The sequence below is a fragment of the Enterobacter cloacae complex sp. CDL013 genome (genome assembly GCF_049238805.1).
Lineage (GTDB): Bacteria > Pseudomonadota > Gammaproteobacteria > Enterobacterales > Enterobacteriaceae > Enterobacter > Enterobacter hormaechei_C.
Genome location: NZ_JBMKGT010000010.1, coordinates 34725 through 47636 on the forward strand (window position 1 = coordinate 34725; position 12912 = coordinate 47636).

Consider the following 12912-nt stretch of genomic DNA (forward strand, 5'->3'; position numbering starts at 1 on the left):
CTCAAAGTAAATACACCCTGAAAGCCATCGCTGTTGAAATGGCAAATAAGAATTTATGTCGAGCGCAGTGTAATTTTACACCCAGAGGGAAACCTTTTATTTATTGCCATATCCGGCAATAAAATGGCAAACAGGCCAAGAATACAGAGATAAAGCTCACTATCCGTATAAATAGGAATATATTAAGACACGGTGATTATTTTTCGGAAAAATTAAAATATATATTTGAAGAGAAAATATAAATACAGAATTAATTCAGGAGAGATATTACAGGCACAAAAAAACCGCCCGGAGGCGGTTTCTTCTGGATGCTTATTTAGCGCCCGGGATGCTGAAACGCTTGTTGAAGCGGTCAACACGGCCACCGGTTGCAACATCACGCTGCTTACCAGTGTAGAACGGGTGGCATTTGCCGCACACGTCCAGGTTCAGATCGTGACCCACGGTAGAGCGGATCTGGATAGAGTTACCGCAAGAGCAGTTTGCAGTAATCATTTCGTATTTCGGGTGAATATCTTTTTTCATGGGAGAACCTCAGTTAAGGCCGCGTCGCTCTTCCAGCCCTAACGCCAGACACCACGCGATGTTGAATGTAAGTTCTTTGGCGTAAAATACACCAAAGGCGGCGAATCATACAGAATTTGACCAACGTATGCAAACTGATCCGCACGCCGCTTTCACTAATGTGTATACTAACGCGCCACTTTTCAAGTCAGGAAGATTCGATGCCCGTCGCTCACGTTGCCCTGCCCGTTCCGCTTCCCCGCACCTTTGACTACCTGCTGCCCGACAGCATGAGCGCCAAAGCGGGCTGTCGCGTGACCGTGCCGTTTGGCAAACAGCAGCGCGTGGGGATCGTGGTGTCCGTCAGTAATAAAAGCGAACTGCCGCTAAACGAGCTGAAATCGGTTGTTGAGGTGCTGGACAGCGAGCCGGTTTACTCCACCAGCACCTGGCGACTGCTGCTGTGGGCGGCAGATTATTATCATCATCCGATTGGCGACGTCCTGTTCCATGCCCTGCCCATTATGCTGCGCCAGGGTAAGAGCGCCAGCCACGCGCCAATGTGGTACTGGTTTGCCACCGAGCAGGGCCAGGCGGTGGACATTAACAGCCTGAAGCGCTCGCAAAAACAGCAGCAGGCGTTGGCCGCGCTGCGCCAGGGAAAAATCTGGCGCCATCAGGTCGACGAGCTTGAGGTAAGCGAAACCGCGTTGCAGGCATTAAGGAAGAAAGGGCTGAGCGAGCTGGCCAGTGAAGCACCTGCCCTTCACGACTGGCGCGACGGCTTTTCCGTCTCGGGCGATCGTCTGCGTCTGAATACCGAGCAGGCCACCGCCGTAGGCGCGATTCACAGCGCTGCCGATCGTTTTTCCGCCTGGCTGCTGGCGGGCGTCACCGGCTCCGGTAAAACCGAAGTGTATCTGAGCGTGCTGGAAAACGTGCTCGCGCAGGGCAAACAGGCGCTGGTGATGGTGCCGGAAATCGGCCTGACGCCGCAAACCATCGCGCGTTTCCGTGAACGTTTTAATGCGCCCGTTGAGGTTCTGCACTCCGGCCTGAACGACAGCGAGCGCCTCAGCGCCTGGCTGAAAGCGAAAAACGGCGAAGCGGCGATTGTGATCGGCACCCGTTCATCGCTGTTTACGCCGTTTAAAAATCTCGGCGTTATCGTGATCGATGAAGAGCATGACAGCTCCTATAAACAGCAGGAAGGCTGGCGCTATCACGCCCGCGACTTAGCCGTGTACCGCGCCCACAGCGAGCAAATCCCCATTATTCTCGGGTCTGCCACCCCCGCGCTTGAAACGCTGCACAACGTTCGCCAGCGTAAATACCACATGCTGCGCCTGACGCGCCGCGCGGGAAATGCCCGCCCGGCCATTCAGCATGTGCTGGATCTGAAAGGTCAGCAGGTGCAGGCCGGGTTAGCGCCTGCGCTGATTAGCCGCATGCGTCAGCATTTGCAGGCGGGCAACCAGGTGATCCTGTTCCTGAACCGCCGCGGCTTTGCGCCTGCGCTGCTGTGCCACGACTGCGGCTGGATCGCGGAGTGCCCGCGCTGCGATCACTACTACACCTTCCACCAGGCTCAGCGCCATTTGCGCTGCCACCACTGCGACAGCCAGCGTCCGGTCCCCCGTCAGTGCCCGTCCTGCGGCTCAACGCACATCGTGCCGGTCGGTCTGGGAACGGAACAGCTTGAACAGGCGCTCGCGCCCTTCTTCCCGGATGTGCCCATCTCCCGTATCGACAGGGATACCACCAGCCGTAAAGGGGCGCTTGAGCAGCAACTGGCGGAAGTACATCGTGGCGGCGCGCGTATCCTGATTGGTACTCAGATGCTGGCGAAAGGGCACCACTTCCCGGACGTGACGCTGGTCGCCCTGCTGGACGTCGACGGCGCGCTGTTCTCCGCGGATTTTCGCTCCGCCGAGCGTTTCGCCCAGCTTTATACCCAGGTTGCCGGTCGCGCTGGTCGAGCGGGTAAGCAGGGCGAGGTGGTGCTGCAAACGCACCACCCTGAACATCCGCTGCTGCAAACCCTGCTGCACAAAGGCTATGACGCCTTCGCGGACCAGGCGCTGGCCGAACGTCAGACGATGCAGCTTCCCCCGTGGACCAGCCACGTTATCATCCGTGCGGAAGACCATAATAACCAGCAGGCGCCGCTGTTCCTGCAACAGCTGAGAAACCTCCTGCAAGCCAGCCCGCTGGTGGATAATCAGCTGTGGATTTTAGGCCCGGTACCCGCGCTCGCCCCGAAACGCGGCGGCCGTTTCCGCTGGCAACTCTTACTTCAGCACCCCTCGCGTATCCGTTTACAGCAGATCGTCAGCGGCACGCTGGCGCTGATCAATACCCTGCCGGAAGCGCGAAAAGTGAAGTGGGTTCTGGACGTCGATCCGATTGAAGGCTGAAGACGGATCGAAAAATTTAATGCGCCTCACACTTTTTATGAAAATTCTGTAACCGATTCCATTAACTATCTGTAAAAATGGTGCGGTCCGCAGTTCGGTGTTCAGGCGAGGAGAAGACGTTGAAGTCCAGGAAAGAGGTTGCCTCGGCGACCATGAAAGACGTTGCCGAGAAAGCACAAGTCTCAACAGCAACCGTGTCCCGCGCATTGATGAACCCTGACAAAGTCTCCCAGGCGACCCGAAACCGGGTTGAAAAGGCGGCGCTTGAGGTCGGTTATTTTCCGCAAGCCATGGGGCGTAACGTAAAACGCAACGAATCCCGCACCATCCTGGTGATCGTGCCCGACATCTGCGATCCCTTCTTCAGCGAAATCATCCGCGGCATTGAAGTCACGGCCGCCGCCCAGGGCTATCTGGTGCTGATTGGCGATTGTGCCCACCAGAACCAGCAGGAAAAAACGTTCATCGACCTGATCATCACCAAGCAGATTGATGGCATGCTGCTGCTTGGCTCACGCCTGCCGTTTGATGCCAGCATTGAAGAACAGCGCAATTTACCGCCGATGGTCATGGCGAACGAATTCGCGCCGGAGCTGGAGCTGCCAACCGTTCATATCGATAACCTCACCGCCGCGTTCAACGCCGTGAACTATCTTCAGGAACTGGGGCATAAGCGCATCGGTTGTATCGCCGGACCAGAAGAGATGCCGCTGTGTCATTACCGCTTGCAGGGCTACGTTCAGGCGCTGCGCCGTACCGGGGCTATCGTCGATCCGCACTACATTGCGCGCGGTGATTTCACCTTTGAAGCGGGCGGGCAGGCGCTGGAAAAATTGCTGGCCTTGCCAGAACCGCCTACCGCGGTCTTCTGCCACAGCGACGTGATGGCGCTAGGGGCGTTATCCTACGCCAAACGTCACGGCCTGCGTGTGCCGCAGGACCTGTCGATAATCGGTTTTGATAATATTTCGCTTTCGGAGTTTTGCGATCCGCCGCTTTCGACCGTTGCACAGCCGCGGTATGACATTGGCCGGGAAGCGATGCTGCTTTTGCTGGATCAGCTGCACGGTCAAACAGTTAGCAGTGGGTCACGGCTACTGGATTGTGAGCTAATTGTGCGCGGCTCTACCCAGGCATTAACTTAAAGTAAATACCTTTCGACACCCTTATCTGGTCAAAGCCCCGTCGCTTAAGTAACATGGCGGGCTGACGAACGAATAAATACAGCGAAACGATAGTGGCACAACGAGATTATGTACGTCGCGGCCAGCCGGCACCTTCGCGACGCAAAAAGAGTAGTTCAAAAAGCAAGCAACGTAGCCTGTCTGCTGTCTCCCCAGCCATGGTCGCCATTGCTGCGGCCGTGCTGGTGGCCTTTATTGGCGGCCTCTACTTCATTACGCATCATAAAAAAGAAGAGTCTGAAGCCCTTCAGGGTAACAAGGTCGTCGGCAACGGCCTTCCTCCTAAGCCTGAAGAGCGCTGGCGCTACATTAAAGAGCTGGAAAGCCGCCAGCCTGGCGTACGTGCGCCTACCGAGCCTTCTGCCGGGGGTGAAGTGAAGAATGCCGATCAGCTGACGGACGAACAGCGTCAATTGCTCGCTCAGATGCAGGCGGACATGCGCCAGCAGCCTACGCAGTTGAACGAAGTGCCGTGGAACGAACAAACCCCGGCGCAGCGTCAGCAAACATTGCAGCGCCAGCGTCAGGCTCAGCAGCAAACGCAACAGCAGCAGTGGACGCAGACGCAGCCGGTACAGCAGCCGCGTTCACAACCGCAGCAGCAGACGCGTACCGTACAAACTCAGCCTGTCCAGCAGCAACCGAAGGCGCAGCCGCAGAAGCAAACGGCACAGCCGTATCAGGATCTGTTGCAGACGCCTGCGCATACCACTGCGCAACAGCCAAAAACGCAGCAGGCTGCGCCGGTCACCAAAGAGACCGAGGTGCCGAAGCAGACGGCTGAGAAAAAAGATGAACGCCGCTGGATGGTTCAGTGCGGTTCGTTTAAAGGCGCCGAACAGGCAGAAACGGTGCGTGCTCAGCTGGCATTTGAAGGATTTGACTCACGCATTACCACCAATAACGGCTGGAATCGCGTAGTGATTGGACCGGTCAAAGGCAAAGAAAACGCAGACGGCACCATTTCCCGTTTGAAAGTGGCTGGCCACACAAACTGCATTCGACTCGCCTCCGGGGGTTGAAACCCCCAAAATCCCCCCCATCTATCATTTAATTCAGCCCTGAGCACAGGCTCAGGGCTTCTGTTTCCCGAATCTGTAACCAGGGGGTCTGCTCGTGACAACAATAGTAAGTGTACGCCGTAACGGCCAGGTGGTAATTGCCGGTGATGGCCAGGCCACGCTGGGTAATACCGTCATGAAAGGCAACGTGAAGAAAGTACGTCGTCTTTATAACGACAAAGTGATCGCCGGTTTCGCAGGCGGCACGGCTGATGCCTTCACGCTGTTTGAACTGTTTGAACGCAAACTGGAAATGCATCAGGGTCATCTGGTGAAAGCCGCCGTTGAGCTGGCAAAAGACTGGCGTACCGACCGCATGCTACGCAAGCTCGAAGCGCTGCTGGCCGTGGCTGACGAAAACGCCTCGCTGATCATCACCGGTAACGGCGACGTAGTTCAGCCTGAAAACGACCTGATTGCCATCGGCTCTGGCGGCCCGTACGCCCAGGCCGCAGCCCGTGCGCTGTTGGAAAATACCGACATGAACGCGCGCGATATCGCGGTGAAAGCGTTGGATATTGCAGGTGATATCTGCATCTATACCAACCACAATCACACCATCGAAGAATTACCGTCTAAAGCGTAAGGATCGCCCATGTCTGAAATGACCCCACGCGAAATTGTCAGCGAACTGAACAAACACATTATCGGCCAGGACAATGCCAAGCGCTCCGTGGCTATCGCACTGCGTAACCGCTGGCGTCGCATGCAGCTCGACGAAGAGCTTCGCCACGAAGTGACGCCAAAAAATATTCTGATGATCGGCCCGACCGGTGTGGGTAAAACCGAAATCGCCCGTCGTCTGGCCAAACTGGCTAACGCGCCGTTCATCAAAGTTGAAGCCACTAAGTTCACCGAAGTGGGCTATGTGGGTAAAGAAGTGGACTCCATCATCCGCGATCTGACCGATTCGGCGATTAAGATGGTGCGCGTCCAGGCGATTGAGAAAAACCGCTATCGCGCCGAAGAGATGGCCGAAGAGCGTATTCTCGACGTGCTGATCCCACCGGCAAAAAACAACTGGGGACAGGCTGAACAGCAGTCTGAACCTTCTGCTGCGCGTCAGGCATTCCGCAAAAAACTGCGCGAAGGCGAGCTGGACGATAAAGAGATTGAGATCGATCTCGCTGCCGCGCCAATGGGCGTGGAAATTATGGCGCCTCCGGGCATGGAAGAGATGACCAGCCAGTTGCAGTCCATGTTCCAGAACCTGGGCGGGCAGAAGCAGAAAGCGCGTAAGCTGAAAATCAAAGACGCGATGAAGCTGCTGATTGAAGAAGAAGCCGCGAAGCTGGTTAACCCGGAGGAGCTGAAACAGGACGCTATCGACGCGGTTGAGCAGCACGGTATCGTGTTTATCGACGAAATCGACAAAATCTGTAAGCGCGGCAACGCGTCCGGCCCGGATGTCTCCCGCGAAGGCGTTCAGCGCGACCTGCTGCCGCTGGTGGAAGGATGCACCGTCTCCACCAAGCACGGCATGGTTAAAACTGACCACATTCTGTTTATCGCCTCCGGTGCGTTCCAGATTGCCAGCCCGTCTGACCTGATCCCGGAACTCCAGGGTCGTCTGCCAATCCGCGTTGAGTTGCAGGCGCTGACCACCGAAGATTTCGAACGTATCCTGACTGAGCCAAACGCTTCTGTGACCGTACAGTACAAAGCGCTGATGGCGACCGAAGGCGTGAACATTGAATTTACCGATGACGGTATCAAGCGCATCGCCCAGGCCGCGTGGCAGGTCAACGAAACCACCGAGAACATCGGTGCGCGTCGTCTGCACACCGTGCTGGAACGCCTGATGGAAGACATCTCTTATGATGCGAGCGACCTTAACGGTCAAAGCATTACCATTGACGCAGACTATGTGGGCAAACACCTGGATGCGTTAGTGGCAGATGAAGATCTGAGCCGTTTTATTCTATAATCGCGTTCAATGCATTTTCATCACTGTTGATGGGGGCTATGGCCCCCATTTTTATTGGCTAAATAACTATGACTGATATCAGCCGTACACAGGCGTGGCTCGAAAGTCTGCGCCCTAAAACGCTTCCTCTGGCTTTTGCCGCCATTATTGTCGGTACCACGCTTGCCTGGTGGCAGGGTCATTTCGATCCGCTGGTAGCAGGCCTGGCGCTTGTCACCGCCGGGCTGCTGCAAATCCTCTCTAATCTCGCCAATGATTACGGCGATGCGGTAAAGGGCAGCGACAAGCCTGACCGTATCGGGCCGCTGCGCGGGATGCAAAAAGGGGTGATTACCCAGGCACAGATGAAACGGGCGCTGATTATCACCGTGGTATTGATTTGCCTGTCCGGGCTGGCGCTGGTGACGGTCGCGTCGAAAACCACCAGTGATTTCATTGGCTTCCTGGTGCTAGGCTTGCTTGCCATTATTGCAGCCATTACCTATACCGTCGGGACGCGTCCTTACGGGTATATTGGCCTGGGCGACATCTCCGTGCTGGTGTTCTTCGGCTGGCTGAGCGTGATGGGAAGCTGGTACTTGCAGGCGCATACGGTGATACCTGCCCTGTTCCTGCCGGCGACCGCCTGCGGTCTGCTGGCGACGGCGGTGCTGAATATCAATAACCTGCGCGACATCGACAGCGACCGCGAGAACGGTAAAAACACGCTGGCCGTGCGTCTGGGTCCGGTGAATGCACGCCGCTATCACGCCTTCCTGCTCATCGGCGCGCTGGTCTGCCTGGCACTGTTCAATCTGATCTCTCTGCACAGCCTGTGGGGCTGGCTGTTTGTGCTCGCCGCACCGCTGCTGATTAAGCAGGCCCGCTATGTCATGCGTGAACGCAGCCCGGCCGCCATGCCACCGATGCTGGAACGTACGGTAAAAGGCGCGTTACTGACTAACCTGCTGTTCGTCATCGGGATTGTCTTAAGCCAGACGCTGAGTTAGCTGACAAATATCAATTAACAATTGATGATTTTGCCAACAACGCATTTCGCACGATATACTGAACACATTCGCAGCAACAGAGCGTTAAACCTATGAAATACGATACCTCCGAGCTTTGTGACATCTACCAGGAAGATGTCAACGTCGTTGAACCCCTGTTCTCCAACTTTGGTGGACGGTCGTCGTTTGGCGGACAAATCATCACGGTGAAATGTTTCGAGGACAACGGGTTGCTGTACGATCTGCTCGAAGAGAACGGTCGTGGCCGCGTTCTGCTGGTGGATGGTGGCGGTTCAGTGCGCCGTGCACTGATCGATGCGGACCTCGCCCGCCTTGCGGTGCAAAACGAGTGGGAAGGGATTGTGGTCTACGGCTCCGTGCGCCAGGTGGACGATCTGGAAGATCTGGATATCGGTATTCAGGCCATTGCCGCCATTCCGGTTGGCGCAGCGGGTGAAGGCATCGGCGAAAGCGACGTGCGCGTTAACTTCGGCGGCGTGACCTTCTTCTCGGGTGACCACCTTTATGCTGACAATACCGGCATTATCCTTTCTGAGGATGCGCTGGATATTGAGTAGTTAATCGGTAAGCGAGATGCATAAAAAAGCCGGGTGGCGGCTACGCCTTACCCGGCCTGTTCAATTCATTCCCAAGGAAATCAGACTTCTTCCATACGTCCCAGCAGCGCCTGCAAGCGTTCCTGCCAGCCGTTCTGCTGTTCGCGCAGCTGGTTGTTTTCGCGCTCCAGTTCTTCGCGGCTGTGCTGAGCATTCTGAACTTCCTGAGACAGGGAGTTGTTCTTCTCTTTCAGCTCTTCAATTTCCATTTGCAGCAGCGTGATGGTGTCAATCGCCTGCTGTACTTTCGATTCCAGTTTCTCAAACACTTCTAAAGACATGATCCTACCTCTCCTGAATTGCAAGGCGACGCTTTAACGTAAACGCGCACAACATATGTTCCGATTGTATGGAGCGCCGTCGCCCCTGTCCAGCGGCATGCCACGCAGATCGCGGTTTGCAACACTTTTCGGCCTCGTCCTGGTGCGTTCGCCGCATATACCCCTAAGTTGTTAACCCATAAGTTAAAGAAATGATTCAACCCACAATCATTACCTGATGCAAAAACGCGCTTTATGGCGCGAAAACGCTCATTTTATTGACACAGACCACACATTTCGATTTCGATATTTCTCGTTTGTGCTCGTTAACGATAAATTAACACTATGTCTACAGGGCATCGTGACTGTCACGGGCGGTCACGCAAACAATAAACATTACTCTTTTGCAGGATTCCGATTATGAGTCAGACATCAACCTTAAAAGGCCAGTGCATTGCCGAGTTCCTGGGTACCGGGTTGTTGATATTCTTCGGAGTAGGCTGTGTCGCTGCACTGAAAGTGGCGGGTGCCAGTTTTGGTCAGTGGGAAATCAGTATTATCTGGGGTCTGGGCGTGGCGATGGCCATCTACCTGACCGCAGGGGTTTCCGGCGCACATCTTAACCCGGCGGTGACCATCGCGTTGTGGCTATTCGCGTGCTTTGACGGACGCAAAGTTGTTCCTTTCATCATTTCGCAATTTGCCGGCGCCTTTTGCGCAGCGGCGTTAGTTTACGGGCTTTATTACAATCTTTTCATCGACTTCGAACAGACGCATCATATGGTGCGTGGCAGTGTCGAAAGTCTGGATCTGGCAGGCATTTTCTCAACGTATCCGAATCCGCATATCAATTTTGTGCAGGCGTTCGCAGTTGAAATGGTGATTACCGCTATTCTGATGGGCGTCATTATGGCGCTGGGCGACGACGGAAACGGCATTCCGCGCGGCCCGCTGGCACCACTTCTGATTGGCCTTCTGATTGCGGTGATTGGCGCATCCATGGGTCCGCTGACCGGTTTTGCGATGAATCCGGCGCGTGACCTGGGTCCAAAAACCTTCGCCTTCTTTGCGGGATGGGGCGATGTCGCCTTCACGGGCGGCAAAGACATTCCTTACTTCCTGGTTCCGCTGTTCGGGCCAATTGTAGGGGCGGCGCTGGGCGCATTCGGCTATCGCAAATTAATTGGTCGCCACTTACCGTGCGACACCTGTGTGGAAGAGGAAAAAGAGACAACTTCCACCACACAACAAAAAGCTTCGCTGTAATCTGACTACGGGACACATACCATGACCGAAAAAAAATATATCGTTGCGCTCGACCAGGGCACTACCAGCTCCCGCGCTGTCGTAATGGATCATGACGCGAACATTGTCAGCGTGTCTCAACGCGAATTTGAGCAAATTTATCCGCGTCCAGGCTGGGTTGAACACGACCCGATGGAGATCTGGGCGTCACAAAGCTCCACGCTGGTGGAAGTGCTGGCGAAAGCCGACATCAGTTCTGACCAGATTGCCGCTATCGGTATCACCAACCAGCGTGAAACGACTGTGGTCTGGGAGCGCGAAACCGGTAAGCCCATCTACAACGCCATCGTCTGGCAGTGCCGCCGTACGTCAGAGATCTGCGAACAGCTGAAGCGCGACGGGATGGAAGAGTACGTGCGCAGCGCCACCGGCCTGGTGGTTGACCCCTATTTCTCCGGCACCAAAGTGAAGTGGATCCTCGACCACGTGGAAGGTTCACGCGAGCGCGCACGTCGTGGCGAGCTGCTCTTCGGTACCGTCGATACCTGGCTTATCTGGAAGATGACTCAGGGACGCGTTCACGTCACCGACTACACCAACGCCTCGCGCACCATGCTGTTCAACATCAACACTCTGGAGTGGGATGACAAGATGCTGGACGCGCTGGACATTCCGCGAGCGATGCTGCCAGACGTGCGTAAATCTTCAGAAGTGTACGGCCAGACCAACATTGGCGGTAAAGGCGGCACGCGTATTCCTATCGCCGGTATCGCCGGTGACCAGCAGGCAGCCCTGTTCGGCCAGCTGTGCGTAAAAGAAGGGATGGCGAAGAACACCTACGGCACCGGCTGCTTTATGCTGATGAACACGGGCGAGAAAGCGGTGAAATCAGAAAACGGTCTGCTGACCACCATCGCCTGCGGCCCGCGCGGCGAAGTGAACTATGCTCTGGAAGGCGCGGTATTCATGGCGGGTGCCTCCATTCAGTGGCTGCGCGACGAGATGAAGCTGATTAGCGACGCGTTTGACTCCGAATACTTCGCGACCAAAGTGAAAGACACCAACGGCGTGTACGTGGTGCCAGCGTTCACCGGTCTGGGCGCACCGTACTGGGATCCGTACGCCCGCGGCGCGATTTTCGGCCTGACGCGCGGCGTGAACTCAAACCACATCATTCGCGCGACGCTGGAATCCATCGCCTACCAGACGCGCGACGTGCTGGAAGCGATGCAGGCTGACTCTGGCATTCGTCTGCACGCCCTGCGCGTGGACGGCGGTGCAGTAGCCAACAACTTTCTGATGCAGTTCCAGTCCGACATTCTGGGCACTCGCGTTGAACGTCCTGAGGTGCGAGAAGTGACGGCGCTGGGCGCGGCGTATCTGGCAGGTCTGGCGGTTGGCTTCTGGCAAAACCTCGACGAGCTTCAGGAAAAAGCGGTTATCGAACGCGAATTCCGTCCTGGCATCGAAACCACCGAGCGCAACTACCGCTACAGCGGCTGGAAGAAAGCGGTGAAACGTGCCCTGGCGTGGGAAGAGCACGACGAGTAAGCCTATATTCCCTCTCCCCTAGGGAGAGGGTTAGGGTGAGGGGCTCCAACCGCACCGGTCCCCTCGACCCTCCCCACTCTGTGATAAACTTCGTGCAATTCCTTTTGATTGTACGAGTACCTCATGAAACGTGAACTTGCTATCGAGTTTTCCCGCGTCACCGAAGCTGCCGCCCTCGCAGGCTACAAGTGGCTGGGCCGTGGCGACAAAAATACCGCAGACGGCGCAGCCGTCCACGCCATGCGCATTGTGCTTAACCAGGTCAACATCGACGGCACTATCGTCATCGGTGAAGGCGAGATCGACGAAGCGCCGATGCTCTACATCGGTGAAAAGGTCGGGACCGGCAAAGGCGATGCGGTGGATATCGCGGTCGACCCGATCGAAGGCACGCGCATGACGGCGATGGGCCAGGCCAACGCGCTGGCGGTACTGGCGGTGGGCGATAAGGGCTGCTTCCTCAACGCGCCCGATATGTACATGGAAAAGCTGATCGTCGGTCCTGGCGCTAAAGGCGCTATCGACCTTAGTCTGCCGCTGGACGCCAACCTGCGCAATATCGCTGCGGCGCTGGGTAAAGCGCTCAGCGAACTCACCGTGACCATTCTGGCGAAACCGCGCCACGACGCCACCATCGCGTACCTGCAAACGCTTGGCGTGCGCGTATTTGCTATTCCGGATGGCGACGTTGCCGCCTCTATTCTTACCTGCATGCCTGACAGCGAAGTCGACGTGCTTTACGGCATCGGCGGCGCGCCGGAGGGTGTGGTCTCTGCGGCAGTGATCCGCGCGCTGGACGGCGATATGCAGGCGCGTCTGCTGCCACGCCATGAGGTCAAAGGCGACAGCGACGAGAACCTTCGCATTGGTGCAGACGAACTGGCGCGCTGCGCGGCGATGGGCATCGAGGCCAATAAAGTGCTCGCGCTGAACGAGATGGCCCGCAGCGATAACGTGGTCTTCTCCGCAACCGGCATCACCAAAGGCGATCTGCTGGACGGCATCACCCGCAAGGGCAACATGGCCACCACTGAAACCCTGCTGATCCGCGGTAAATCCCGCACCATTCGCCGCATTAAGTCCATTCATTATCTCGATCGTAAAGATCCGGACGTACAGACGCACATTCTGTAAAACCGTTTGATCGATAGAGCTTT

At 56.2% G+C, this 12912-nt stretch carries 12 protein-coding genes; 10 read left to right on the plus strand and 2 right to left on the minus strand.

What is annotated here, in order from left to right; genetic code table 11:
- Positions 1–312: 312 nt before the first annotated feature.
- Positions 313–525: a 50S ribosomal protein L31 gene (rpmE, locus tag ACOTXD_RS19570; RefSeq protein ID WP_003862040.1), complete on the minus strand. Its 213-nt coding sequence runs from the start codon at positions 523–525 to the stop codon at positions 313–315.
- Between the two features lie 200 nt (positions 526–725).
- On the opposite strand from rpmE, the gene priA reads away from it, so the two are divergent.
- The 7 genes from priA (at position 726) to rraA (ending at position 8660) form a co-directional block, all read left to right on the plus strand.
- A complete protein-coding gene (priA, locus tag ACOTXD_RS19575) occupies positions 726–2921 on the plus strand; it encodes a primosomal protein N' (RefSeq protein WP_023315037.1) in 2196 nt (731 codons plus the stop codon).
- 119 nt (positions 2922–3040) lie between these two features.
- On the plus strand, positions 3041–4066 hold the full coding sequence (gene cytR / locus ACOTXD_RS19580; protein ID WP_003862038.1) for a DNA-binding transcriptional regulator CytR: 1026 nt from the start codon (positions 3041–3043) through the stop codon (positions 4064–4066).
- Between the two features lie 92 nt (positions 4067–4158).
- Positions 4159–5127: a cell division protein FtsN gene (ftsN, locus tag ACOTXD_RS19585; RefSeq protein ID WP_003862037.1), complete on the plus strand. Its 969-nt coding sequence runs from the start codon at positions 4159–4161 to the stop codon at positions 5125–5127.
- 94 nt (positions 5128–5221) lie between these two features.
- A complete protein-coding gene (gene hslV / locus ACOTXD_RS19590) occupies positions 5222–5752 on the plus strand; it encodes an ATP-dependent protease subunit HslV (RefSeq protein WP_003862036.1) in 531 nt (176 codons plus the stop codon).
- Positions 5753–5761: 9 nt separating this feature from the next.
- Positions 5762–7093: an HslU--HslV peptidase ATPase subunit gene (gene hslU / locus ACOTXD_RS19595; protein ID WP_003862035.1), complete on the plus strand. Its 1332-nt coding sequence runs from the start codon at positions 5762–5764 to the stop codon at positions 7091–7093.
- 68 nt (positions 7094–7161) lie between these two features.
- A complete protein-coding gene (gene menA, locus ACOTXD_RS19600) occupies positions 7162–8082 on the plus strand; it encodes a 1,4-dihydroxy-2-naphthoate polyprenyltransferase (protein WP_022652060.1) in 921 nt (306 codons plus the stop codon).
- Between the two features lie 92 nt (positions 8083–8174).
- A complete protein-coding gene (gene rraA, locus ACOTXD_RS19605) occupies positions 8175–8660 on the plus strand; it encodes a ribonuclease E activity regulator RraA (RefSeq protein WP_003862032.1) in 486 nt (161 codons plus the stop codon).
- Between the two features lie 80 nt (positions 8661–8740).
- Here rraA and zapB read toward each other — a convergent pair whose 3' ends face one another.
- Positions 8741–8980 carry a septal ring assembly protein ZapB gene (gene zapB / locus ACOTXD_RS19610; protein WP_003862031.1) on the minus strand — a complete coding sequence of 80 codons (240 nt, stop codon included), beginning with the start codon at positions 8978–8980 and terminating at the stop codon, positions 8741–8743.
- A 399-nt stretch (positions 8981–9379) separates the two neighbouring features.
- Between zapB and ACOTXD_RS19615 the strand changes: the two genes are divergently transcribed.
- The 3 genes from ACOTXD_RS19615 (at position 9380) to glpX (ending at position 12889) form a co-directional block, all read left to right on the plus strand.
- On the plus strand, positions 9380–10225 hold the full coding sequence (locus tag ACOTXD_RS19615) for an MIP/aquaporin family protein (RefSeq protein ID WP_003862030.1): 846 nt from the start codon (positions 9380–9382) through the stop codon (positions 10223–10225).
- 21 nt (positions 10226–10246) lie between these two features.
- Positions 10247–11755, plus strand: a complete 1509-nt coding sequence (gene glpK / locus ACOTXD_RS19620; RefSeq protein ID WP_003862028.1) for a glycerol kinase GlpK — start codon at positions 10247–10249, stop codon at positions 11753–11755.
- Between the two features lie 123 nt (positions 11756–11878).
- A complete protein-coding gene (gene glpX, locus ACOTXD_RS19625; protein WP_023315041.1) occupies positions 11879–12889 on the plus strand; it encodes a class II fructose-bisphosphatase in 1011 nt (336 codons plus the stop codon).
- Positions 12890–12912 lie beyond the last annotated feature (23 nt).